Raw genomic sequence first — 24,674 nt, forward strand, 5'->3', positions numbered from 1 at the left:
TCCACTATGCGTCCGCATATGACCAGCACATCGCGAGCTATCTCGAGCTGATGAAAATCCCGTATACCGGGTGTAACCCGCGCGGCCTGATCCTGGCGCGCGGCAAGGATCTGTCCAAAACGTTGGTGCACCATCGCCGGATCGCGGTACCGGCCTTTGCCGTGTTTCCGATGCGCCGCAAGGTCAACCGGCCCTCGCGCCTTGCCCTGCCGCTGATCGTCAAGAGCCTGAGCGAGGATGGATCCTTCGGTATCTCGCAAGCATCCATCGTCGATACGGACGAGAAGCTCGCAGAGCGCGTCGCCTTCGTTCACGATCGGCTCGGGACCGCCGCCATCGCCGAACAGTACATTGAGGGACGTGAACTTTATGTCGGCGTGCTCGGCAACAACCGGCTGCGCGTTCTGCCAGTGTGGGAATTGAAATTCGGCAGCTTGGGCGGTCAGGGGGCACGGCAGATCGCCACCGAAAAGGCCAAACACGATCCCGATTATCAGGAACGCGTCGGAATCGTGGACGGGCCGGCCAAAGACCTCGCGCCGGAGGTATGCGCCCGCATTCAGCGAACCGCGAAACGCATATACCGAACACTGGGGCTCGATGGATATCCCAAGCGATCGAGCACCGCGAGCATCGCGTTCTCGGAAAATTCCTGCCCCTCAGGGTTGGTGAAAATCAGTTCGCTTTGGTCGCCCTTGCTCATCTCGTCCAGAATGTCGAGCGCCGGCTGCGAGAGTGGGACACAGTGATCTTGGTCCATCTTCATGCGCTCGCCGGGAATTCTCCACACAGGTCCCGTTGAATAGGCGCGGTCGATTTCGGTCCACCGGGCGCCGACAACCTCGTTCGTGCGGCAGACCGTAAAGATCAGGAAGCGCAGCGCGAGCGCCGCGCTACCCTCGGCCGTACCGAGCTCGCCCATGAATTTCGCAGCGTCCGCATAGGGCAGGGCGGGATGGTGGCGAATGACACGCTTGGGCCGCTTAGGAAGCTTTTCGCGCAGTTGCTTAGTAAGTTGCGCCGGGTTGCGGAAGTCTTTGTCGTCGATGTCGGCGTTCTTCGCGATAATGGTTTCGATCCGGCCGCGCACGCGGTTGGCCGTCTCGCGTTTGCTCACCCAGATAGGTTCGAGCAGATCGTGAATATGGCTGGGCCAGATCTCGGCCATGGTCAGCTTGCCGATCGTTGGATAGGCGTAGCGCTTGAGTGAGGAGGGCCACTGTTCGCGATGTTTGTTGCTCCAGGACGACCAATGCTCGCGGATATACTCCTCGGCGCATTCCTCGAATGTGGGTGCCTTCGCTTCAACTTCTGCGGTCTTGACCTCCTCGCGTGCTTGCCGCCGCTCCTGGACGATGTCCACGCCGGGCCTGTTGCGATCGCCTTTCACGCGGAGGCGCGCCGCGTCCCGTGCGAGCCGCGCGTCCTTGAGCGACACGTCCTTGAATGAGCCAAGCCCGTGCCAACGCTCTTTGCCGTCCTTCCAATAGCGATACGACCAGTTCTTCGCCGTTGGACCGTTGACGATGAGATAGAGCCCGCCCCCATCGGCATACTTGCCGGGCTTCGTCTCGCGTTCGACTTCGAGCGGTTTGAGCCTTCCAGCCATGTGTTCCTCCGAAAAAACGTCCCCCGAACTCACGGTCCCAAGCCACGGTCGGCGCTTTGATTGTGAGGAACATCGGCGAACTATGGAATACAGCTTGCCGAAGAAAGCACTGATTTTGCTGGGGATTCCGAACAGTGGAGAACAAGGAAGAACAATGTACTGGCGGAAGGGGTGGGATTCGAACCCACGGTACCCTTGCAGGCACGCCGGTTTTCAAGACCGGTGCCTTAAACCACTCGGCCACCCTTCCGTTGGTCGCACATCAAGCATTTTGCCGAAGCAATTTCAAGAACTTGCACGCCTTGCGAGGTCACCGATCTGACCTCGCCGGAGCAGAACGGACGAGAACAGAGTGTGGCTGGACACATCTCTGGACACATTTCCGGTAGCAGTCGTTCGCTTCATGTTCTGAGAAACCCTGCCGAGAAGGCCGCGATGGCGTTGGCGACGTTCTGGTCTGCCTGCTTCGACCGTTTGCGCTTCGCGTAGCTGCGCAGGAGGACGGCGGGATCATCGCCGATCCGCTGCGCCACGGTGTGGACCGGGATGCCCGCGTCGAGGAGGGCGGTCGAATGGATGCCGCGCAGATCGTGAAACCGCGTCCGGCCGAACCCGAGCAGATCGGCCTTGCGGGCGAACTCCTTTGAGAAGTTGCGCGGGTTGCGCCATTTGGCGAAGTCGAAGTCCTCGCCCGATTCCGGCACGGTGGGAAACAGCAGGGCATTCGGTGGCAGCTTGATCAGCGACAGGTCGACCTCGGCCCCGTCCGGCACGCCCGCCATGATGCGCTGGTGCCGCTCCCTTTCCTTGAGCAGCATTGCGATGCTGGCATCATCCAGATCGATGGTGCGCAGGCCGCGCTTGGTCTTTGGCGGCTTGACGCGGACCTTGAACTTCTTGGTTTGCTCCAGTGCCCTCTCGATCCGGAGGGTTTTCTTCTCGATGTTGAGATCGGTCCAGCGAAGGGCAAGCAGCTCACCCCGCCGCGCGCTAGTGGCCGCCGCGAGCGCGACGACCGGATAGAGGCTCGACGTGGCGAACCCCGCGACCAGCGTCGCCAGTTCGGTCTCGGTCAGGCCCTCACCAATGTCGTCGGCGGCATCATCATCGTCTACATCGATCTGGCCCTCAGGATTGGGAATCTGCTCAACGCGCAGCATGGGGTTGGTCGAGACCATGCCCTTGCGATGAGCGGTCGCCAGACATGCGCCGAAGACGACGTGAACATGATGTTGCGTTCTCGGCGCGATCTCGCATGCGGCTTCGAGACTGGCATAGAGCGCGTCGATGTCCGGCGCGCGAAGTTGCTGCAGCTGCTTCTCGCCGAGCACTGGCTTTATGTGGGTGCGGAGCAATTGCCCGTACCGCTCCAGCGTTCGCTGGCTGACCTTCTTCCGCCGCCGACCCGGAGCGCCAGCGTCGAGCCACTGTTCGATCCAAGCTCCCACGGTGATCTTGTCCGGCTCGACGTGTTCGCCGTCATCACCGGCCTTGAGGAGCTTGCGCAATGCTGTCCGCGCCTCGCTCTTGCTGTTTGCGGTGATCGTCTGGACGAACCGCTTGCCGTTGATCGAATAGCGCAGTCGGAACCGGCCTTCACCGCGAGAGTCGATGCTGCCGTTGCCATATTTAGCCATTGCTCGTTTCCCCTTTCTTCGGCCTCGCTGTGATTTCCGCCGCGATGTCGGGCCTGCCAATGTGTTCAGCTATCTTTTTGAGCGCCTCCGCTTGGAACTGCGTCGCCTCCCTGTGCAAGGACCAGTCACGACTGAGCACGTCGTCGGCGAAGCTCTTCTCCAAGCGCTGCACCATCTCCTGCGCCTGCGTCCGCTTGTTCTTCTTTGCTTCGGCCTCGATCAGGCGTCGAAGCCGCTCTGTGATCCTGAACTTCACCTGCACGAGATCGCTGGGTTTGCGCGCCATACCTCCTCCATTTCGGGATAATTTTGGAAATTGTAGCAGGACCAGATAAGGACCACAATGGTTCTTGACAGTACACTGCTCCTCCGGTACCAGATGCGAACAGGGTAGAAATGTAAGTCAATTCAATGACTTATAGTAAGTAAAGCTTACGCTTAGAGTAAGGGGCAGTTGGATGCAAAAGTCTGAAGAGCCTTGCAAAACTCTCACGGTGCCCGAGGCGGGGAAGCTGTATTTCGGCTTGTCGATGAACGGCAGCTACTTGGCCGCGCAGCGCGGCGACATCCCGACGATTCGCATCGGCGGGCGTCTCCGAGTCCCCGTCCGCGCGCTTGAGGCGATGCTGGAGCAGGCCGCGCAGAAGGTGGTGGTCGCGAAATGACGAAAGCCCCTACGCCGGACCAAACGGCGAGGGGCTTCGAGACTTTTTCAGGTAGCAACAGCAGCAGCAATTGCAGTTTCACTTTACCTGATCGGCCGCGCCCCTCGCAAGCAGCACCTTCCGCAGCGGAGGTGCGTTCATGAACATCACCGTCGCTAGCAGCACGGCTGGCCGGATCGGCCAACTCGTGCGCCTGCTCGGCTCCGACAAGAGCGGCGAGATCGTCGCCGCCGCGACCGCGCTCAAGCGCGCGCTGCGCGGTGCCGGGCTCGATCTGCATTCTCTCGCCGAAGTCACGGAAAGGGCGCTGATCGCAGTGCCGCCGCCGCATGAACTCGACGACGATGCTCTCGACGACACCGATCTCGCGGCAGTCATCCGGTTCTGCCTCGGATGCGCCGATGAACTGACCGACCGTGAACGGATGTTCGTCGCCGACATGGATCGCCTCGCTCGTCGTCTTGGCAATAGGCTTGAGCTGACGCCTAAGCAGGAGGTGTGGCTTCTCGCCATCTTTGATCGGGTGCGGGGGGCGCGATGAACAGCAGCTTGAGCACCATTGCGAAGGCCCTCGGAGGCGAGGTGTCCGGCAACTCGGTTCTCTGCCCCGGCCCCCGCCACTCGGCGGAAGACCGCAGCCTGAGCGTCACGCCGAAGGCGGACGCGCCGGATGGGTTCCTCGTTCACAGCTTCGCGGGTGACGATGACATCGCCTGCAAGGACTACGTTCGCGCAAAGCTCGGCCTCAACGGCACCGGCAGCTACAACAAGGGCAACGGCAAGGATCACGCCAATGCCAGCAAGAGCAAGCGCAGTCCTGCCATCGTCGCGACCTATAACTACAACGACGAGAACGGCGATCTGCTGTTCCAGGTGCTGCGCAAGGAACCGAAGACGTTTCTGCAGCGTCAGCCAGACGGCAAGGGTGGATGGGTGTGGTCGACAAAGGGTGTCCGGCAGGTGCCCTATCGTTTGCCCGAGCTGCTCGCGGCCGAACATGACACCGTCATCATTGTCGAAGGCGAGAAGGACGCGGACAACGTAGCCAAGCTCGGCTTCACCGCCACGACGAACGCGGGCGGTGCCGGGAAGTGGTCGCCCGATCTCACGCCATACTTCAAGGGCCGCGACGTGTTCTTCATCCCCGACAATGACCGGCCGGGCGAAGCCCATGCCCAAAAGGTTTGTGCCGCGCTCACGCCCGTCGCCAAGTCGGTCCGGATTGTCCGCCTGTCGGTGAAGTACAAGGACGTCTCCGATTGGATTTCGGCGGGCGGCACCGCCGACGAGCTGGCGCGGCTCTTGAACGAGGCCCCGCCGATTGCGCCGGACGTCTCGCCGGAGGAGACCTCCAAGGCGATGCCACGCTTTCCACTCACGGCGTTCGGCGAGATCAAATGGACAACTCGCGGCGAATACATCGTCAAGGACGTCCTGCCGCTCGTCGGGCTCGTGCTCATCTACGGGCCACCGAAATGCGGCAAGTCGTTTTGGGCATTCGATCTCGCCATGCACGTCGCGCGCGGGGTACTCGTCGCCCAGGCGCGCGATGCCGGGGTCGATGAGGTGCTCGCGAGCGAGATCACGCTCAAGGCCGTCAGCTTTGACCGCGAGACGCTGCTCGAAGCCCGCCACGTGCTCACCCGACTCGGTTACGCCGGGGTCGCGGAGATGCTGAAGCGTGTGGCCCGCACCGCCCCACGACGGATCACATGGCACGAGAGGATGGCGGCGAAGGCGGCAGGAGTACGCCGCGCGCCGTGCGACAATGCACTGACCGGATGATCAAACCGGTGCCGGACTGAGCCGAGTGCTTGATTTGCTTGGCGCTTTCTCGCTGGCGCGCGATGCTGGACACATCTGCTGGACACATCCGCCTCCGAAACGCCATCGCCACAAGCCTCGACGCCATCAGAGGAGGGCGCGCTCCTGATGATCTGGCGCGCTGCGACAATTTCGATCCGATCCCCGATCCGATGCGATGATCAAGGGACCTCGCCGCGCGCTGTAACGGACCCCTAACCCCTCGGGTGGGGACCTTCCATCGGCCCGCCGTCGAAATATCAGTTAGCCCCAGTCTCAAACGTCTCCCCATCTCCAAATCCGAAAACCCGCAAATTTTTTCCAGAAATTTTTTCAACTTCGCCGCGCCAAACACTTGCAGACGCTTCCGGATTTGGGACCCATCGCCTGCACCCATGGTCCCATCGCAAACGTGCCCGCAGATTGAAGCGCGTGGCTCTACATGCGTTGACCCGGCTTCCCCGCTGTTCCGACCACTCGTCGATTTCGGCGTCACCCGCCAGGGCATCGCCGAATGGCGCGACATGCGCCATGCCGGCGTCGATGTCGTCGAGGGAGCCGACCAGGGCGCGTTGGCAGGAGCGACCGCGATCCGGGTTCTTCCACGATGTCCGCTTCCAGGCACAGCGGAAGTTGCGTTTCGGGGCCGGGAGGTCCGAGTCTTACCCAAAGCGGACTTCAGGAGCTGACGTGAATGGCGGTCTCACTTCCCCCAGCGCGCCCAGTCCTTGTAGCCTTCCATAATCGATCGCGGCCTTGCTACGGTACATTCAAAAACCCTGTTCGGCCTCACCGGATCGCCCGTAGCGAATATCAAGGTCAGCGATCGAATACCCTCGTCCCACACCGCTTCGGTTTGACTCGTGGGACCAGGTCCAAAAGTGAACTTGATGACGCCATCCTTTATGCCTTGTAATGTTGCCTGACGAGCCCCCGGACGAATGTTCATTTTCTACCACGACAGTTTTTGTGACGCGATCCATAGTGATAAAAAACGGGCCGGTGTTGCCCGGACAACTGAGCGAAAAGGCATCGATGGGGTCGCGACGTTTCGGATCAAATGGCTCCGGCTGATAGAATGTGGAAAGCATTGTTCTGCCAGTAACTCCAGTACAGGTGTGGTGCATTGCAAATCTTCCCAACTCTCCGGCCAGCAATCCCGGCCAAGTCACCACATTGCGCTTGCGATTGTAGGAAAGAAGGATGCGTCCACCGGCGCCCCTCAAGCTGAGATCCAATTGTTCGTCAGTCGTCGAAATGATTTCACCCGTTATGATATTTCCTCCCGCGCGCTCAAACACGAAGTGACTTTTTTCGATATCAAAGGTCATGAAATAAGGTTGGGGCTCGCGGAAGTACCGGCCATCACAGCGGACTGACATCGGTTCGGCGTCTGCCGGCATAGGACAGGCCAAAGACATCAATAAGAGAAATTTAACATGGCGCATTGATCACCCGTTTCAGTATTCACCTTGCGTGGCGTCTGTGATGGATACTTCAAACGCGTTTATGCGCTGATAACGAGACTAGAGCGCTTTCCACTTGATATGGGTCACTACGCGTATCCGGCATGTCGAAAGTAGTTCGCGCACTGCTCGGGTGCAAATGTCTTGATGAGCCTGCCGATCAGCTTCATCAGCGTTGTCACGGTGCGAGCGGCCCCCTTGCGCAGCGCTGTCTTTAGCTTCGAGAATGCCATTTCGATCGGATTGAGGTCGGGCGAGTAGGCCGGCAAATAGCGCACCTTGGCGCCGACCGCTTCGACCGCCTGGCGAACGCCGTCGATCTTGTGGGTGCGCAGGTTATCCATGAATACGATATCGCCTTTGCGCAGCGTCGGCGCGAGGATCTGCTCAACATAAGCGAGGAACGATGGCCCATCCATCGCGCCGTCAATGACATAAGGCGCCGTCAGGCCATTGATGCGCAGCGCGGCAACGAGCGTCAGCGTCTTCCAGTGGCCGTGCGGCACGCTCGCAACGAGACGCTCGCCACGCGGTGAGCGGCCGCGATGCCGGACCATCTTGGTCGTAACCGCCGTCTCGTCGATGAAGACGAGGCGCGGCGCATCAAGCTTGGATTGCTCGACCCTCAGCGCGGCACGCGCTGCAGCGACATCAGGACGATCCTGTTCGGCGGCGTGCAGAGTTTTTTTTGAACGTGATGTCGTGGCGTTCGTAGAAGCGCCAGACCGAGGTCGTACCGGTTTTCAGCCGCTTCTCGGACTTGAGCCGCGCGCGAATCTCTTCGAGCGTCAAGTCCGGCTCCGCTGCGACCAGATCAAGCAGCCATTGGCGATGCGCCTCGAGCGGCGAGCGGCTGTGGCCCGTGCCGGGCAATGCCGCTACACTGCCCGTTGTCGCCCAGCGCTCGATCCAGCGGATTGCGGTCGAGGCGCCGAGACCGAGCACCCGCGCCGCTTCCCGTCTGCTCTCGCCGTCTTCGACAAGCGCGACCGCCCGCGCCCTGAGGTCTTTCGAGTATCCCTTCGCCATCGCGCGACCTCGCCGTTGCTGTCAAAGCAACTCGAATCTGATTTGCGCGCCTCTGGGAACCCCCTTACTGTTCCGATTCACATCAACCGAAAACCGCTCTAGAGACTTTTAAGGCATTTCGATTACGGTGCGCGCTCGATCAGAAGCAGCGCGCGCGACTTCCGAATTTGGCACATCTCGGACATCGCCGGCCGTGTTGATGATGTCGGATTACCGGGGCAAAGCCGACATCGCGCCGGCAATGACGACGTCGCGGTGACGGCGTCATTGGCCAATGCCCTGCAGGATGCGCAGCGTCAGCGCCGCGCTCGATATCGCTGCGGCATTCAGCCGGATGCCGCCGAGAGGGTGCAGCGCGCCGCGCACTATGCGCCAGGCGCGGCACCTGACCCGAACCCGCGCCTCGCTGCAGGGGAGCCGTCCCGGACTACTCAGGCCGCCGTCGATAAACTCTGATCACGATCACCTCCCGCCTTCCCAAAAACATTTCCCGATTTTTATTTTGGGAAAAATTCGTCCCAAACCGTCCCGTCTTGTTTCGTTTTTGCTAAGTCAACACCCATGACGCCTCGCCCCCATTGCCTTTAGCCGACAACCGGCTTTGATACCGTTCATGAGCGACGGCCCGAACTTTCAAGTTTCTAATGACCGTTCAGCATGCCAACCGGCAACCGCGAACTTGAAATTTGAGCGCGCCGACTGGACCAGCTTCCGCACCGTCGAGGGGCTGCAGCAAAAGGCTGGCGTGCCGCAGAGCAAGATGCGCCGCCTGGTTCTGAAAGAACTGGCCGACAACGCGCTCGACACCGGAGCCCGAGTCCATGCGGGGGAACTGGCGAGCGGCGGCTACTTCGTCGAGGACAGTGGCAGCGGGATCGAAGGTCAGCCGGAAGAGATCGCTCGGTTGTTCAGCGTCGCCCGGCCAATGGTCTCGACCAAGCTGCTACGGCTGCCGACGCGCGGCGCGCTTGGCAACGGCCTGCGTGTTGTCGCTGGTGCAGTCCTCGCATCAGAAGGCTTTCTCGTCGTCACAACCCGCAATCGCCGGATCGAACTTCACCCCGAGCGCGACGGCTCGACAACGGTCGTCACCGTGACGCCGGTCGACTTCCCGGTCGGCACCCGCGTCGACATCGGTTTCGGCCCGGCTATTCCGGAGGACGCGAACGCGCTCGGCTGGGCGGTCGTCGCGACCGAGATGGCGCGCGGACAGTCCTACCAAGGCAAGTCATCGCCGTGGTGGTACGACGCTCCGCAGTTTCACGAGTTGTTATCGGCGAGCGGCGCTGCACCCGTGCGCGAACTTGTAGCACGCCTCGATGGCTGTACTGGCGGGCGAGCTGGCGAGATCGTTGCCGAGGCCGAGCTGGTCCGCATGGCTTGCAGTGCGCTTAGCCGCGAGCAGGCCGTCCGACTCCTGGAAGTCGCGCGGCATAGTGCGCGACGGGTCAAGCCGGGGCGGCTCGGCCCGGTCGGTCCCGCACTATTTCCCGACCGGGCCTATGGCGTGTCGAGCGGTGTCGTCCCTTTCGGCGCAGCCAGACCGCAGGCCGAGATTCCCTTCGTGGTCGAGGCTTGGGCGGCCGAGAGCGCGGACATGCGGCTCCTCGTCTGCGTCAATCGCACACCGGTCACTGGCAACATCGATGTGGCCCGCAACAAGCGGAAGATCAACATCTTTGGATGCGGACTCAGGCACACGGTCGCGGAAGCCCCGAAGGATTCGAACTTCCTCGTCGTGCTGAACATCATGACGCCCTACATGCCGATCACGTCGGATGGCAAGGAACCGGACCTCGAACCTTTTCTCGGCGAGATCATGAGTGCCGTAGCGAAGGCGGTGCGCAAGGCTCGACGCCCCGGTGCCAGAGCCAGAGTCACGTCGCAGAAGGACATCGTTCTCGATAATCTCGACGATGTCATCGCCGCCGTCAGCGGCGAAGAAGGCTACCGGTTCAACGAGCGGCAACTGTTCTATGCCCTGCGGCCCATCGTCATGAACGAGATCGGCAAGGAACTGAATATCGGGAATTTCAAGGAAATCATCACCGACTACGAAAGCGAAAACGGCGAAATCCCGCTGATGTACCGGGAGCCGCGCGGCAGCATCACGCATCCGCACCGCAACGAGACCTTCACCCTCGGCACCCTGATGGTAGAGGAGTACGAGCGCCCGTCATGGAATTTCAACAAGCTCGTCTACATCGAAAAGGAAGGCGCGCAGGAGGCGCTCAAGCAGAACCGCTGGTGCGAGCGGCATGATTGCGCCGTGATGTCGTCCAAGGGCTTCTCGACGCGGGCCGCACGCGATCTGATCGACAAGCTGGCCGAGCACGACGAATCGGTCGAGGTGTTCTGCGTCCATGATGCCGACGCATCAGGCACCATGATCTATCAGACCTTGCAGGAGGAAACGAGGGCGCGCGGCGCGCGCAAGATCAAGATCATCAATCTCGGTTTGGACCCCTGGGAAGCGGTCGCGATGGGGCTTGAGGTCGAGACCGTGGAGCAGGGGAAATATCCCAAACCTGTTGCCAACTACATCCGCGAGCGAGAAGACGGCCACTATTGGGAAAACTGGTTGCAGACCCATCGCGTCGAATTGAATGCGATGACGACTCCGCAACTGATCCAGTGGCTTGATGAGAAAATGGCCAGGTTTGGGAGCGGCAAATTGATTCCGCCGCCGCAGGTGCTTGAACAGGATTTGGCCGACCGGATCGAGAACAAGGTCCGCGCGACGATCACCGAACGCATCCTGCGCGAGGCCAGGATCGATGACCAAGTCGCCGCCGTCATCGGCGCGATCAGGAAGCCAGATGGTACGAAACTCGCGCGTGACATCAAGGGGCTATTCGAGCAACAGTCCGACCGCGAATGGCGCGATGCCATTGAGGTGGTCGCAAGCCGAGTGACCGGCGCAGCGTCGAGGTAACCCAGATGATGGCCTGCGCCTTGTTCCTATGCGGGGCTGATGCCGCGTCACTCCTTGACCTTGCCACGGGCGACAATGCGCTGGCCGGACCCTGTAACGGACCCTGTACTCCCCGCGTAGGCCAGACTGCTCGGGCCGCCACGTGAAATCGATGCCGATCTCCCCGCAAAGGGACCCATCTCCTCGCGCGGTAATTATTTGCGTGCCAAGATATGGAGGGACCCCACATTTGCCGGCAAGTTTTCCGCTGAGGGACCCATCGCCTGCGTCCTGGGAGGTTTCGCAATGATCTATGATCCGGAACACCTGCAGCGCTGGACCATGCCTGCGAATACGTCGGCGCGGTCTGGCCGGCTTACTTCTCCTCCGGCGTCGGCCAGTCGCGCGATAGCGATGCCCTGGAGCGATCCAACTTCGCCTGCATGCTCAAGGCGCTCGGCGGCGAGAGCGAGACCGTCATCGTCGTGCGCGAAACCCACTACCTTGTCGGCTGGGTCGAATGGATCGCGATCCACCAGGATGACGAGAAGGCCTTGAAGATCGCGGACGACATCACGGGCAAGCTCAAGCGGTCGACGTCGAGCAAGAAGAAGCCGACCCAGCCTAGAACAACTGCGACCCGAAAGAGCGGATCAAATACTCCAGCAGATGCGGCCAGCGCGCCGCTGGTGAGCGGGCGCGATCCCGTGGCGGATCGATAGCGGCGAGGCGGTCCATCGCATCGGTGGGTTTCCTTAGCCGCGCGCGGTGGCTTTCGGACCTCATAGGCTTGGCCGATGATGTCCGTTATTGAGGGTGAAGCCGACCTCGGGGTTGAGCATCCGGACTTCTGAGTTTGACCCAATTGAGACATCAGGAGTTGTCGTGTCGAAAGCCAGGTGAGTGCCATTTGTTCCGCGCTGGACAGTCGCAAAGTGCTGGGCTTTAAGTCTTGCAGAAGGCGCTTTCTCAGGGGGTTACATGCAGCGGCGCGAGTTCATCACGCTGGTCGGTGGCGCGGCGGCGAGTGTGCCGTTTGCCACCCGCGCGCAGCAGGCGATGCCGGTGATCGGATTTCTGCGCAGCACGACGGCCGCGGACGCAACGGAGTTCGTAACAGCGTTCCGCCAGGGCCTGAAGGACACGGGCTACGTCGAGGGCCAAAATGTTGCGATCGAATTTCGCTGGGCAGAGGGCAGGACCGATCGATTGCCGGCTCTGGTGGATGAGCTGATCCACTGGCCTGTGGCCTTGATTGTCGGGGATGCCGTGGCGATGCTTGCGGCCAAGTCCGCAACCACGAGTGTGCCGATCGTGTTCGCGGCTGGAGGCGATCCGGTCGGGGAGGGTCTTGTCGCCAGCCTGAACCGGCCGGGCGGCAACGTCACGGGCGTGCACTTTTTCGGAGGCGTGTTGGGGGCGAAGCGACTGGAACTGCTGCGCCAGCTCGTCCCGAAGGCCGGGACGATTGCCATGCTGGTTCACCCGAACACTCCGAATACCGAGGCGGAACGAAGCGACGTACAGGCCGCAGCGCAGGTGTCCGGGCAAAAACTCATCGTTCTGGATGCCAGCAACGACCGCGAAATCGATACTTCCTTTGCAACATTCGTCCAGCGCGGGGCCGGCGCCCTGCTCATCGGTTCAGGTGCTTTCACGTTTTCCCATCGGGAACGGCTGGTCGCGCTGGCGGCTCGCGATGCGCTGCCCGCGACCTATCACCTCAAAGAGTTCGCCAGCATTGGCGGCTTGATGAGCTATGGCGCCAGCATTGCCGATGCCTATCGCCAAACCGGTATCTACGCCGGCCGTATTCTCAAAGGCGAGAAGCCGGGCGATTTGCCGGTGATGCGGTCCACCAAATTCGAACTCGTGCTCAATCTCAGGACGGCACGGGCGCTCGGGCTTGCGGTACCGCCGACCCTGCTTGCCACGGCCGACGAGGTGATCGAATAAAGCTTCTTGTTGTTGCAGTGCATGAGTCCGAAAATGGCACGAACCGGACCTCCATCGATGTCCGCTATTCGGTCGCTATCGGGGGAAGACCGGACATGGCGCAGACAGCCCAATTCGGTAGCGATGTATGGTCCGGCCGCGCGTTGCAAGAAGATTTCGTCGAATTGGCGGCGGCGGTCTTGCATCAATGTATCCGGCCTCTGATTGGAGCCCATGTGGTGCTCCGGGCCATCATGGATATCAGCGCGCGTGCGTTCTAATTAGCGGACAGGCCTCGATTGGGCCATTTGGGTCACCAGTGTTCGCACGCGCTCGGAAGACCGAACCTCCATCTCGTCTCATCCTCTCGCAGACCTCGGCTGGAAACTGTTGATAGGGTTACGTCATCGCTTGCTCCTCATGTCGCGCAGTTCCTTTGTTCGAGCCAAGGGCCGTTCCTTCGTCCCGGCCCGCAGAACGTCGATCGCGTCGCGCGCAGGGGCGGTCAAGGCCGGCCGTCGCGCCTGGCTTGCGGCGGGCGCCGGCGTCGCCAGGCTGCGCCTTGACCGCGCCGAGCACGGCGCGAGGATCAAGCGGGTCGGACGCCTGCATCGTCGGTCCTCGTCAGCTCGAAGGCGCGTCCTTTGGCCAGCACCGCCCAGGCGATCCGGGCAAGCTTGTTGGCGAGCGCGATCGCCAGCACGTTGTGGTGTAACCGCCTCTTGGCGGCTTCGATCCAGGATTTGAGCCCGTAACGTTCCCAGTCCTTTATCCTGACCAGCACAACCCATGCCGCCTGCACGAACAGAACGCGCAGGTAGCGATTGCCGCGCCTGGAGATTTTGCCGAGGATCGTGCGGTCTCCCGTCGAGATCTGCTTGGGCACCAGTCCGAGCCAGGCGCCGAAGTCGCGGCCTTTGGAGAATACGTCTCCAGTGCCGATCGCGGCCACCATGGCGCTCGAAATGATCGGCCCGATGCCGGGCACCGTCATCAGGCGCGAACATGCCTGATCCTGACGGGCCAGGGCTTCGATCTCGCCGGATAAGCCATCGATGCGCTGGTCCAGCCGGCGCCAGTCGCCTGCCAACTCCTCGATGGCACGCAACATGCGGGGCGACAGGGCATCGGTGCGCGTCGCAAGGATGGTGGGCAGTTCCGTGCGCAGGAAGCCGATCCCCTGGCGCACGGCGATCCCGCGTTCCAGCATGAAGGCGCGAATCTGGTTGATGATGCCGGTGCGTTGCGACACCAGCCGCTCGCGCACCCGATGCAGCGCCTGCAGATCCAGTTGCTCCGCGGTCTTGGTCGCCACGAACTTCATCGTCGGGCGCTGCACGGCTTCGGCAATCGCTTCGGCATCATTGAAGTCGTTCTTCTGTCCCTTGCTATAGGGGCGGACATATTTGGCCGGCATCAACCTGGCATCGTGACCAAGCGATGCGAGTTTGCGGCTCAGGTGATGGGCGCCGACGCAGGCTTCCATGCCGACCAGGCAGGGCGGTATATTGGCGAGCCGCGCTTCCACTTGGCCACGCGACCACTTTTGCCGCAGCACGATGGCGCCGCGCGCATCGTGGCCCACGGCGTGGAATGAGTTCTTGCCGATATCGATGCCGATCACGGCGATCGCGGTATTGGGTATCTGAGACATGGCGTGCTCCTTGTCCTTGGCGCCCCTTGCCAGCTTCGCTTGCTGGCGGGGCAGGAGCACGGCCGGACCATCCCATTAGCCGACATTCGGTAACCCAAAGAATCCTAGCCGCGGACGCCGTCCCACTGCGATCCTCGACCCAAGCTCGATGCCTTTGCCCGGCGCGGGCCGCCGAATGCAAGCTTGCGACAGATCGGCGCTACCGCGATTACCACCCGCGGGTGCGCAATAAAATGCTAAACTCCCTACCGTCTCTCCCGGCGTGGTTAGCTTGGATGTTCGGAGGGCGCTGTGACCGAGCAGCGGGCTCGATCACTAACCTGAGCACGTGCGGGTTTCCGTTGTTGTGGAGATCAGGGGATTGCGTGAGGCAATCGTGGCCGACCCATGGGAGTGGAAGAAGATCGGAAATTTTGGTTCGCTACGGGAGCGAGACTGCTTTTTGTCGTGGATGCAGGGCCAGATCGCAAGCGGAATATCCGAAGAGATAGAGCCTCCTCCCGATCAACCGCGCGAGCCCGGCGACCGATGGTTTCGGCATATCCCAACCGGCTCCCTTTGGCGTGTTTTGCCAATCGACAGCTCATCCGGGCCGGGCTTCTGGCCTGCTCTGGACAAGCCGCGGGTTCAAAGGCGATTAGCGGCGATCTTGGCCGCCGATGTGGTCGGTTATTCCGCGCTCATGGAACGCGACGAGGAAGCCACCTACGCCGAGTTCGAGCGTCTCAAGCAAGAATTGATCGAGCCCAGCCTCGCCCGCCACGAAGGGCGACTTATCAAGACAACGGGTGACGGCGCGCACGCCGAGTTCGCCAGTCCCTTAGCCGCCATGAGATGCGCGGTTGAGATACAGGATCATCTCGCCTCGGGAGGTAGTCCCCTAAGGGTACGCATAGGGCTCAACCTTGGTGACGTTATCGTGGGGCAGGACGGCGATCTTTATGGCGACGGGATTAACATTGCTGTCCGGCTGGAGGGGCTCGCCGATCCGGGCGGCATCCTGATTTCCGAAAAGGTGTACAGCGAAGTCGAAGGCAAGCTGGATGTTGGCTTCGAGGATCGCGGCGAGCAGCAGCTCAAGAACATCTCCAGGCCGGTCCACGCTTACGCCGTCCGTACTGGAGCGTCTAGCGCGCTGACCGAGAGACAAAGTGCGGCCCCGCTACTTCCAGACAAATCGTCGATCGCGGTACTACCGTTCGAGAACATGAGCGGTGACCCCGAACAGGAATACTTCGCGGACGGAATGGTTGAAGAGATCATCACGGCGCTTTCTCGGTTCAAATCGCTGTTCGTAATCGCTCGCAACTCGAGCTTCACCTTCAAAGGCCGAGCCGTCGATATCAAGGAAGTCGGGCGCAGGCTTGGCGTCCGCTATGTCCTTGAGGGGGCTGTGCGCAAATCGTCGGGGAAAGTCCGCATCACGGGGCAGTTGATTGATGCGGTGACGGGCGCGCACATCTGGGCGGACAGGTTCGAGCGTGACCTGACGGACGTTTTCGCTCTCCAGGACGACGTCACCGCCGCTGTCGTCTCGGCCATCGAGCCAAAATTGTTTCAAACAGAAATTGCAATGGCGACGCGGCGGCGACCCGAGAACCTCTCCGCCTATGATTTCGTTCTAAGAGCCATGCAACAGTATTACCTGTCGACCCGCGAAGGGTTGGAGGAAACGATAAAGCTGGCTCATCGCGCCTTGGAGCTTGACCCGCGCTTCGGCTTGGCCGCTGCTATGGCAGGCGTCTGTCACATGGAAAAGGTCATTTGGGGCTATGCTGACGATCCCCAATTCGACCGCAAGGAAGCAGTTCGGCTTTCCCGCTTGGCATTGAGCGTCAACGACGATAATCCGGGAACGTTAGCATGGGCTGCTTTAATCTCGGCGTTCATCGTCGGCGATAGTGAACGTGAGATCGAAATGGCGGACCGGGCGGTCGCGCTCAACCCCAATTCATTTCACGCATGGGCCTGCAGAGGCTGGGTCTATAAAGTTGCGGGTCAGCCGGAGGAAGCGGTTCGAAGCCTTGAACACGCCATTCGCATGAGCCCGGTAGACCCGGCGCTACACCGATCGTTGAGTGGAATGGGGATGGCCCTTATTGAGCTTCGTCGCTTTGAGGAGGCCATCGTCGCAGGGAAGAAGGCGCTACGTCAGAACTCCTCCTTCCCGGCAGTTAACCTCGTTCTCGCGTCGGCTTTCGCCCATCTCGGACGCGACGCCGAGGCGCGTGAGGCGGCGGCGCGTGTGCTGGAACTCGATCCCGCCTTCACAATATCAGCGAGGATGGGTCGGCGCAGACAAGCACACGCGAAGCTGGAGATTGAAGGTCTTCGGAAAGCGGGGTTGCCCGAATGAGCGCCCGCACCACCGGGATGCAATTTGCTGTGGTGCATGAGTCCGGTGTTGGCACTTTTCGGACCTGACAGGCCGGACTGACGATGTCCGTTCATAGCAGTTGACCGGAAGTGGCTGGCAGAGGGCCAAGACGACGCTTTTGACCCAACCCGGACATGTCGCGATCGGTTTAGCGCAGCAGTTTAGTAATTCGACACAGCTGCAATTCCTTGCGCGATCGGAATCTGATGTCGCGTTCGTGGGACTGGACGCCCTGGCCAGGTGCAAAATCCAAAACTGGAGTTTCCGACCTAGCGTGGCCCAAAAAACGGGAGGCCGGTCAACGTAGAAGACCATTCCCAACTTGCTTTTGCCGGGGCGCTCAACCTATTCTTGGGCGCTTGGCCTCGACCGCGTCGGGCGGGGCTTTGTGGCTACACAAAGAGCCGATAAAAAAGAACGCGAAGGAGGAAACGCTATGACGACGAAGCAAGTTGCCGTGAGTCTAGCTATCGCGCTCAGCCTTGCGGCGGGCGCCGCTGCTCCGGCCGCGGCACAGGAAGGCCCGAAACTTTATGTCTTCACATCCGGCTCGTTGGGGGGGTTCCCGAAGGCCGCCCTGCAGATGGGCGGGCAAGGTAACATCGACTGGGCACCAGTGAGTTTCTATGTGCTCAAACATCCCAAGGGCAATGTCATTATCGACACCGGAAACAACGACAAGACGATAACCGACGCCGAGGGATGGTGGGGACCGCTCGCCAAGGGCTTCGGGCTCAAGATGACCAAGGATGACGCGATCCCTGCGCAGCTGGCAAAGATTGACCTCAAGACCGACGACATTAAGTACGTGGTGGCCGGTCACTTGCACCTCGATCACGGCGGCAATATCAGCCAGTTCCCGAATTCGACCCTCGTCGTCCAGGAGGACGAGCTGAAGGCTGCTTGGTGGCCGGATGTAGGCTTTTCCTTGTATTACATTCCGGGCGATTTCGCCGACACGAAGAAAATGAACATCATCCGTCTCAACGGCGACCTGGACCTGTTCGACGACGGCTCGGTGCGCATCATGCGTGCTCCCGGTCATACCCCTGGCAGCCAGTTTGTGACCGTGAAGCTGCCTAAGACCGGCTCCGTAATCCTCACGAGCGACGTTGTTTATCTCAAGGAAAATCTCGACAAGAACCTCATCCCACCGATTCCGGGCACGGTGAATCCGGGCGATGCCTATCGCAGCTATCAGCGCATTCGGTTGGTGCGCGACGCCAACAACGCGCAGATTTTCTATGGACACGATCCAGAGGTATTCAAGGCGACGAAGCACGCGCCCGACTTCTACGATTGAGACTAAACGCAGCGGGCGCTCCTTCGGAGCGTCCGCAACGGACCTCCAGGCGAGCCCGCCGAGGCGACGTAGCCGCAAGTTTGTCTGCGGGGCAGGTGCTGCTTTTTCGAGACGCTGCATGATGATCTCGTCAATCGACGCGGCGCCGCCGGACGATGCGCCGGCCCGGGCGACGGACGCTCCGGCGATCTCGGCTGTCAGCGTAAGCAAACGCTACGGCTCGGTCACGGCGCTCGACCGACTCACGCTCGACATCCGCTGCGGCGAGGTGTTCGGCCTCTTGGGGCCGAACGGCTCCGGCAAGACTACTTTCATGCGGTTGCTCGCGGGCTATCTGCTGCCTTCTGCAGGGCGGCTCACGGTAGCAGGCCTCGACACCGTGCGCGATTCGCTCGCGGTGCGACGGCGTATCGGCTATGTGCCCGAATCGGCGCCGCTCTACCGGCAGATGCGCGTCGGCGAATTCCTCGCATTCATGGCGCGGCTTCGCGGGCTGCCCGAACGGGCGGTCGCTGCCGCCGTGGAGCGGGTCGTCGACCAGCTCGCGTTGGGCGCTGTCGTGGATAAGCCGACGCGGGCCCTGTCGCGCGGCTATCGCCAGCGAGCTGCCCTCGCCCAGGCGCTGATCCACGATCCCGACATCCTCATCCTTGACGAGCCGACCAACGGGCTCGATCCACGCCAGATCATCGAAATGAGGGAGCTGATCCGCTCGTTTGCCGGGCGCCATACAGTACTCATGAGTTCACATATCCTCAGCGAGGTGGAGAAGACCTCCGACCGGGTGGCGGTTCTGCTCAACGGCCGGTTGCTCGGCGTTCGGGCGATGGCCGACACCCCGGATCTCGAAGGCTGGTTTTTGTCACTGACATGAGAACGCTGCGCATCCTCTTTGCCAAGGAGCTCAACGCGACACTGACGTCGCCGATAGGCTACACGGTTGCGGCCGTGTTCCTGCTTGTGCTTGGCTATACGTTCAGCCTGACGCTATTCGTCACCAAGGTCGCGAACCTCCAATACATCTTTCACCAAATGTATGTGTTGTCGATCCTGCTGGTGCCCGTGCTGACTATGCGCACCTTCGCCGAGGAGCGGCGATCGGAGACGCTCGAACTGCTGCTCACCACGCCGGTTCGGGAACTCTCGGTCGTGCTGGCGAAATATGCTGCTACGCTGACGCTCGTGATCGGAATTTTCGCGCTGACGCTCGTCTACGCTGTCATCCTTGACCGCTACGGCGAGCCGGACTGGGGACCGATCTACGCAGGATATCTGGCGCTGGCGCTGCATGCCTCGCTCCTGGTCGCGGTCGGCCTCCTCATGTCGAGCCTCACCGAGAGCCAGGTCGTCGCCGCGGCGTTGTCGATCGGCGCATTCCTGATGCTTTGGTTCGCCGATTCGGTGTCCTATCTTTTGCCGCCACCCTTCGACACCTTTGCGATAAACCTCTCCCTGATCGGCCACTTCAAACCAATGGTCAGCGGCTCCGTGTTCCTGTCGGACATCGGCTATTTTGTCACCGCGAGCATGCTGGCGCTTTTCCTCACCGCTTGGGGGCTTGCGCAGCGATGATCGACCAGCAGGGATTCAACGACCTGCCGGCCGAGGACAGCAGCTTTCTTCGCCTCCTCCTGCAGCCGCTGCAATCGCTTGATTGGATTAATCTCGGCTGGTCTGCCGGAGTCGTCTTCGCGCTGGCGGTGGTCTTTGCGGCCGGGCTCAAAGTGCCGGTGAGACTGGCGTTCGCCAGCCGCGTCGCCTCTGCCACGCTGGTTGTCGCCGTAGCCCTGACGGTCGCGATCCTCGCCAATGTGGCGCTCTTCCGCCACGACGCGCACCTCGACCTCACTCATGAAAAAGCCTTCACGCCGTCGGCAGAGGCGCGCGAGGTCGTGCGCGGGCTCAGCGAACAGGTCGACATAGCCTATTTCTACCAGAAGCAGAACCTAGCTGCACAGGCACTTGGCGCCATGCTGCGGCAACTCGAGCGACAGAACGCCAATTTCCGCGTGCAGCTGATCGACGCCGACCAGAACCCGGCGCTGGCCAGCAGCCTGGGCGTCCGGACCTACAATTCCGCCGTGCTGCGCCTCGGTGAGCGCCGCGTCGAAATGATCACCACTGACGATCGCGAGATCGCGCTCGGCGTGTTGCGACTGCTGCGGAGACGCCAGGTCGTGATCTGTTTTGTGGCGGGTCACGGCGAATACGACATCGACAATTTCGAGTTTCACACGCATTTCGAAGGCGCTCACAACCACAGCCACGACGTCTCCGGCACGGGTGTCGTGCAGATGGAGCAGCACGGTCTCGGCCGCCTGAGACGCGCCATCGAGAAGCTGGGCCTGGTCGCCCGCAAGGTCTCCTTCGCCACCGGGCAGCCGATCGGGGATGATTGCGCCGTGATTGTCGAAGCAAATCCGCGGACCCGCTACAGCCCCGGCGAAACCGACGTGCTGCGCCGCTATCTGGAGCGCGGCGGCTCTGCGATGTTCTTGATCGAGCCGGACTACACGCTCGACGAGAGCATCGTGGCCCTGCTTGCCAGCGCCGGCATCGTGGTGCGCGACGGCGTGATCGTCGATCCGACGGAGCACTACTTCACTGACGAGCAGATGATCGCCGTAGCGCGCTACGGGCCCCATCCTGCCACGCGGGGACTGGCACTCTCGTTCTATCCCGGAGCGCGTCCGCTGGAGGTCTTGCCCGCGGCGGGCGTACAGGTGACGCCGCTCGCCAGCAGCAGCGCCGACAGCTACGTCATCGCAAATCGCCTGGAGGACCAATCGAAGGCGAAGTCCGGGCCGCGCGCATCGCAGATCATCGCTCTCGCCGCCGAGGGACGGTTGAGTGAATCGGCGGCAACGACGTTCCGCATGATTGTCGCGGGCGACGCCGATTTCGCCTCCAATTCCTTTTTTCCCTATCTGGCCAACTCTGACGCCGTGCTGGCCGAACTCGCGTGGCTCACGCGTGAGGAAAGGGCACCGGCGATGAAACCGTCCGTCGAAGTGCTTCCCACGGTCTCGCTCACCGGCGAACAGATGCGCAGCATCTTCTTCATCACGGTCCTGCTGATGCCCGGGCTGATAGCGCTCGCCGGCAGCGCGATGTGGTGGTGGCGACGATGAATAGGCTGGCCTGGGCAGCTGCCGCGCTCGGCGCCACGGCCTTCCTCGTGACACTCGCGTTTACCGGCGGTCGCAGCGGCCCGGGGCTTGAGCCGTTCGTACCGAAGGGACTGATGACGATCCCGATCGAGGACGTGCGGGAGATCGATGTCGCCGCCCTGCGCGGCCATTGGCACTTCGTGCGCACGCAGGACGGCTGGCGCGCGACGCAGGGGACAGCCACCGCAGGTTTCGAGGTGCGCCTCGACAGCGCGCTCAAGCTCCTGCGCAATTCGGGTCCGGACCGCGTCCTGACCGAGGCGGAAGTCGCTCGGGCCGGCGCGGCGCAGTTCGGCCTCGCGCCGCCGCGGCTGCGCATTATTGTCAGCGGGCCTGACGCTTCGGTTTTCGCCATTTCGTTTGGCGTTACCAATCCGATGGGCCTGTCGCACTATGCGAGGCTTGACGGGAGTTCGGAGATCGCGCTGCTGCCGGCGTTCGTGGCCGAAGAATGGGAGCGGACAGGAGGAACGCCGTGACGACGAGGCTCATGCGATGGGCGGCACTCTGGCTGGCGCTCATCGGCTGCAGCGACGCTCTTGCACATGTGACCACGACGGGATTGCTCCGCATCGAAGTAGCAGGCGGTCGGGTGCTCTATGCGCTTTCCGTTGCCTTGCCCGAGTTGCCGGCCGCGTCGGCGAGCGTCCTCATCGCTGCAGCCAACGGCGACCGCGCAACGGCGGAGGCGATTGCCGAAGCGGCGCGCAGGAGCGTCACAGTCGGCCTCGCCGGCGTCCGCTGTCGGACGGGGCGGGTGCGCATTGGCGGCGCCGGCGCAAACGAGACGCGTGCAACGATCGAGATCGACTTCACCTGCGGCACCTCAAACGGTCGCCTCGACATTACCGAAGACTGGAGCACCTTTCTGGGCGAGCACTACCAGACACTCGGCAATGTCCGCACGACGGGCGGCGAGCGCCAGGTGACCTTCGGGGAGGCATCGAGGACCGCCAGCGTGGACATCGACCGCACAGCCGCGACGGGCTGGTTCGACTTCGTCAGGCTCGGTGTCGAGCACATCCTCACCGGCTATGACCATCTACTGTTCCTGGTGGCGCTCCTCGCCACTGCGCGAGGCCTGTGGTCGGTGGTGCGCATCGTCACGGCTTTCACCTTGGCTCACAGCGTGACGTTGACGGTCGGCGCGTTGGGTATTGTGACGATACCTGACCGCATCATCGAACCGCTGATTGCGGCGACGATCGTCTGGGTCGCGCTGGAAAATCTTTTCGCAGCCGAGCCGGACCGGAGGCGGTGGATCTGGAGTTTCGGTTTCGGCCTTGTACATGGCCTGGGGTTTGCCTCCGCACTTGGCGAACTCGGCCTGAAGGGGGCGGCGCTGGTACGCGGACTGGTGGGTTTTAATTTGGGTGTCGAGATCGGGCAGCTACTTTTCGTCGCCGTCTTCCTGCCGGCGCTGATGTGGCTGGCACGCGGGCGCGGCGCGCGGCTGACCCCGCGCATCGCCTCGCTGACGGTGGCCACGATCGCCACCTACTGGTTGGTCGAACGCATCGTTGTCGGCTGAGGTACCGCTGTTAAGCTGTGGTCAGCCTGAGAACGCCGCGCGCTGGGATCGCAAATCTTACAAATCCGACACGGTGGCCTGCCAACGTTGCTATCAGGAGGTGAAAACTAGGCCAAAACTCCCTCAACCGACCATGTGACGGCATCTCTGTTCATGGCACTTTTCGGACCTGATGGTCGCGCTCAGGCATGTCTGTTCGGCAGGGGTAAAGCGGACATCGCTCAGGACTGCGGTGAGGTCTGAAATTGACCCGGAACGGAAGTTAGCCGCTATGCTTAGTGTGCTTCCGCCTAAAGTATAACAGAAGAGGATACGTCAAAGCGAAAATAAGAATTACGTCGAAAAGGTAGAGCAGAAGCATGAAATTTCGGGCCGGCGTATGAGCCACGAAAAGCGTAAATGCCGGGGCGTAGACGAATATAAGCGGCAAGTTGAGGACTACTTCGATCGAACGGCGAATCAATCCGGGTCCGCATGTGAAATTAGGCAATATTTCGAAATTCGACTGGCATCCGGTTGCGTTGAGCATCACGGGGAGAGCTGCAACCTCCAAGATAGCCACGACAAGAGCAAGTCCCAAAATGCAGAAGCAAATCAGGCACAACCCTCGGAAAGACCTCACCATCGCTCTACTTCTCATTGAATGAACGATACCAAGTCTGATGTCGCCTTGGGAGTCCTCTTCCGCTTTTGGCACAACTCGGACATGCGGCCTTGGTCGCTCTATGTCCGTTGTTGGGGGCAGAGCGGAAAACATATGCTCGCGTTGAGCTTTTCAGCTTTTGACCCAACTCGGACATCGCCAGACTTCCAATATCGCAATTTTAGCCGCTATGATGCCCATTGGGAGGAGCAAGGATGAAGCGGCGGGAATTTTTTGCAGTAATGGGAGGTGCGACGATCGTCGGTCGCGGCGTTGGATTTGCGCAGCAACCCCGCAAGGCTCGCCGCATCGGTGTCTTTATTCCTTTCGCTCAGACCGATAGAACTCAGAATGAATCCTTCACCGTATTTAAAGACCGGCTTCGCAAATTGGGCTGGACGGAAGGGCGCGAGATCGAAATCGTCGAGCGCTGGCGTCCGAGCGCCGATAACGCCACCTTCCAAGCTGTCGCGGCCGACCTCGTCCGACAAAGTCCTGATCTGATCTTTTTGGTCAGCACTCCAGTTTTGGCAGCGGTTGCGGCTGCAACCAAGACAATTCCAATCATCTTTGTCGGGGTATCTGATCCGGTTGGGCAAGGTTTCGTTTCGAATTTGGCCCACCCCGGCGAAAACATAACTGGATTTACCTTCTTCGAGCCCGAAATGGGCGGCAAGTGGTTAGGATTATTGAAGGAGATTGCACCCAGCGTCGAGCGGGTCACGATTCTTTTTAATCCCGATACCGCACCCCAAACCAAACTGTTCCTGCGCTCGATTGATGCCGCCGCTAAATCCTTTGCCATCACGGCGACAGCCGCGCCCGTTCGGGATGAATCTCGGGTCGAAAGTATTGTCAAGTCGATCAGCGGGCGTCACGACCGTACGGCACTATCATTGTGAAAATCATGCTATGCCTAAAGCCCGCTGGCTGATGGA

Annotated in this window: 22 protein-coding genes, 1 tRNA gene and 1 pseudogene; 17 read left to right on the plus strand and 7 right to left on the minus strand. The window is 61.3% G+C overall.

Features of this window, described 5'->3' with window-relative positions; all coding sequences use genetic code 11:
* Nucleotides 1-170: 170 nt before the first annotated feature.
* Nucleotides 171-548, plus strand: a pseudogene (locus V1289_RS45200) (D-alanine--D-alanine ligase family protein); the annotation flags it as partial.
* 11 nt (nt 549-559) lie between these two features.
* On the opposite strand, the gene V1289_RS45205 reads toward V1289_RS45200, so the two are convergent.
* From V1289_RS45205 to V1289_RS45215, 3 genes are all read right to left on the minus strand, one after another.
* The gene (locus tag V1289_RS45205; RefSeq protein WP_334406000.1) at nt 560-1,609 is read right to left on the minus strand and encodes a tyrosine-type recombinase/integrase; all 1,050 of its coding nucleotides are present in this window, start codon (nt 1,607-1,609) and stop codon (nt 560-562) included.
* Between the two features lie 160 nt (nt 1,610-1,769).
* A tRNA-Ser gene (locus V1289_RS45210) sits at nt 1,770-1,859 on the minus strand.
* 151 nt (nt 1,860-2,010) lie between these two features.
* On the minus strand, nt 2,011-2,964 hold the full coding sequence (locus V1289_RS45215) for a site-specific integrase (protein WP_334407930.1): 954 nt from the start codon (nt 2,962-2,964) through the stop codon (nt 2,011-2,013).
* On the opposite strand from V1289_RS45215, the gene V1289_RS45220 reads away from it, so the two are divergent.
* Nucleotides 2,914-3,279: a hypothetical protein gene (locus V1289_RS45220; protein WP_334408041.1), complete on the plus strand. Its 366-nt coding sequence runs from the start codon at nt 2,914-2,916 to the stop codon at nt 3,277-3,279. The genes V1289_RS45215 and V1289_RS45220 overlap by 51 nt on opposite strands.
* Here V1289_RS45220 and V1289_RS45225 read toward each other — a convergent pair.
* Nucleotides 3,239-3,532 carry a hypothetical protein gene (locus tag V1289_RS45225; protein ID WP_334406001.1) on the minus strand — a complete coding sequence of 98 codons (294 nt, stop codon included), beginning with the start codon at nt 3,530-3,532 and terminating at the stop codon, nt 3,239-3,241. The two genes, V1289_RS45220 and V1289_RS45225, sit on opposite strands and share 41 nt — an antisense overlap.
* A gap of 172 nt (nt 3,533-3,704) precedes the next feature.
* On the opposite strand from V1289_RS45225, the gene V1289_RS45230 reads away from it, so the two are divergent.
* From V1289_RS45230 to V1289_RS45240, 3 genes are all read left to right on the plus strand, one after another.
* On the plus strand, nt 3,705-3,911 hold the full coding sequence (locus tag V1289_RS45230; protein WP_334406003.1) for a helix-turn-helix domain-containing protein: 207 nt from the start codon (nt 3,705-3,707) through the stop codon (nt 3,909-3,911).
* A gap of 139 nt (nt 3,912-4,050) precedes the next feature.
* Complete coding sequence (locus V1289_RS45235) at nt 4,051-4,452, plus strand: hypothetical protein (RefSeq protein ID WP_334406004.1); 402 nt, start codon at nt 4,051-4,053, stop codon at nt 4,450-4,452.
* Entirely contained in the window at nt 4,449-5,696 is a 1,248-nt protein-coding gene (locus V1289_RS45240; RefSeq protein WP_334406005.1) for an AAA family ATPase, read from the plus strand. Before V1289_RS45235 ends, V1289_RS45240 begins: the two co-directional genes overlap by 4 nt.
* Nucleotides 5,697-6,484: 788 nt before the next feature.
* Here the strand turns inward: V1289_RS45240 and V1289_RS45245 are convergent.
* Nucleotides 6,485-7,045: a hypothetical protein gene (locus V1289_RS45245; protein ID WP_334406006.1), complete on the minus strand. Its 561-nt coding sequence runs from the start codon at nt 7,043-7,045 to the stop codon at nt 6,485-6,487.
* 224 nt (nt 7,046-7,269) lie between these two features.
* A protein-coding gene (locus tag V1289_RS45250) for an IS630 family transposase (RefSeq protein WP_334397836.1) occupies nt 7,270-8,209 on the minus strand; the annotation gives its coding sequence in 2 pieces (ribosomal slippage) (nt 7,270-7,869 and nt 7,871-8,209; 939 coding nt in all).
* Between the two features lie 679 nt (nt 8,210-8,888).
* Here V1289_RS45250 and V1289_RS45255 point away from each other — a divergent pair.
* The 4 genes from V1289_RS45255 to V1289_RS45270 all read left to right on the plus strand — a co-directional run bounded on the left by V1289_RS45255 (nt 8,889) and on the right by V1289_RS45270 (nt 13,339).
* Entirely contained in the window at nt 8,889-11,144 is a 2,256-nt protein-coding gene (locus V1289_RS45255; RefSeq protein ID WP_334406007.1) for a hypothetical protein, read from the plus strand.
* 422 nt (nt 11,145-11,566) lie between these two features.
* On the plus strand, nt 11,567-11,845 hold the full coding sequence (locus V1289_RS45260; protein WP_334406008.1) for a hypothetical protein: 279 nt from the start codon (nt 11,567-11,569) through the stop codon (nt 11,843-11,845).
* A 259-nt stretch (nt 11,846-12,104) separates the two neighbouring features.
* The gene (locus tag V1289_RS45265; RefSeq protein WP_334406009.1) at nt 12,105-13,079 is read left to right on the plus strand and encodes an ABC transporter substrate-binding protein; all 975 of its coding nucleotides are present in this window, start codon (nt 12,105-12,107) and stop codon (nt 13,077-13,079) included.
* Nucleotides 13,080-13,174: 95 nt separating this feature from the next.
* Nucleotides 13,175-13,339: a hypothetical protein gene (locus tag V1289_RS45270; RefSeq protein WP_334406010.1), complete on the plus strand. Its 165-nt coding sequence runs from the start codon at nt 13,175-13,177 to the stop codon at nt 13,337-13,339.
* Nucleotides 13,340-13,647: 308 nt separating this feature from the next.
* Here the strand turns inward: V1289_RS45270 and V1289_RS45275 are convergent, their stop codons facing one another.
* A complete protein-coding gene (locus V1289_RS45275) occupies nt 13,648-14,712 on the minus strand; it encodes an IS110 family transposase (RefSeq protein WP_334406011.1) in 1,065 nt (354 codons plus the stop codon).
* Nucleotides 14,713-15,073: 361 nt separating this feature from the next.
* On the opposite strand from V1289_RS45275, the gene V1289_RS45280 reads away from it, so the two are divergent.
* The 8 genes from V1289_RS45280 to V1289_RS45315 all read left to right on the plus strand — a co-directional run bounded on the left by V1289_RS45280 (nt 15,074) and on the right by V1289_RS45315 (nt 24,638).
* Nucleotides 15,074-17,068 (plus strand): adenylate/guanylate cyclase domain-containing protein, encoded by a 1,995-nt coding sequence (locus V1289_RS45280; RefSeq protein ID WP_334406012.1) that lies wholly within the window; start codon nt 15,074-15,076, stop codon nt 17,066-17,068.
* Nucleotides 17,069-17,525: 457 nt separating this feature from the next.
* Complete coding sequence (locus V1289_RS45285) at nt 17,526-18,392, plus strand: N-acyl homoserine lactonase family protein (RefSeq protein ID WP_334406013.1); 867 nt, start codon at nt 17,526-17,528, stop codon at nt 18,390-18,392.
* A gap of 121 nt (nt 18,393-18,513) precedes the next feature.
* The gene (locus V1289_RS45290; protein ID WP_334406014.1) at nt 18,514-19,266 is read left to right on the plus strand and encodes an ABC transporter ATP-binding protein; all 753 of its coding nucleotides are present in this window, start codon (nt 18,514-18,516) and stop codon (nt 19,264-19,266) included.
* Nucleotides 19,263-19,964: an ABC transporter permease gene (locus tag V1289_RS45295; RefSeq protein ID WP_334406015.1), complete on the plus strand. Its 702-nt coding sequence runs from the start codon at nt 19,263-19,265 to the stop codon at nt 19,962-19,964. The genes V1289_RS45290 and V1289_RS45295 overlap by 4 nt, the downstream gene beginning before the upstream one ends.
* Nucleotides 19,961-21,523: a GldG family protein gene (locus tag V1289_RS45300; RefSeq protein WP_334406016.1), complete on the plus strand. Its 1,563-nt coding sequence runs from the start codon at nt 19,961-19,963 to the stop codon at nt 21,521-21,523. The genes V1289_RS45295 and V1289_RS45300 overlap by 4 nt, the downstream gene beginning before the upstream one ends.
* A complete protein-coding gene (locus tag V1289_RS45305) occupies nt 21,520-22,041 on the plus strand; it encodes a hypothetical protein (RefSeq protein WP_334406017.1) in 522 nt (173 codons plus the stop codon). Before V1289_RS45300 ends, V1289_RS45305 begins: the two co-directional genes overlap by 4 nt.
* A complete protein-coding gene (locus V1289_RS45310) occupies nt 22,038-23,093 on the plus strand; it encodes a HupE/UreJ family protein (protein ID WP_334406018.1) in 1,056 nt (351 codons plus the stop codon). Before V1289_RS45305 ends, V1289_RS45310 begins: the two co-directional genes overlap by 4 nt.
* Before the next feature lie 858 nt (nt 23,094-23,951).
* On the plus strand, nt 23,952-24,638 hold the full coding sequence (locus V1289_RS45315; RefSeq protein WP_334406019.1) for an ABC transporter substrate-binding protein: 687 nt from the start codon (nt 23,952-23,954) through the stop codon (nt 24,636-24,638).
* Nucleotides 24,639-24,674 lie beyond the last annotated feature (36 nt).

It is taken from the genome of Bradyrhizobium sp. AZCC 2289 (assembly GCF_036924615.1).
In the GTDB taxonomy this organism is placed as follows: domain Bacteria; phylum Pseudomonadota; class Alphaproteobacteria; order Rhizobiales; family Xanthobacteraceae; genus Bradyrhizobium.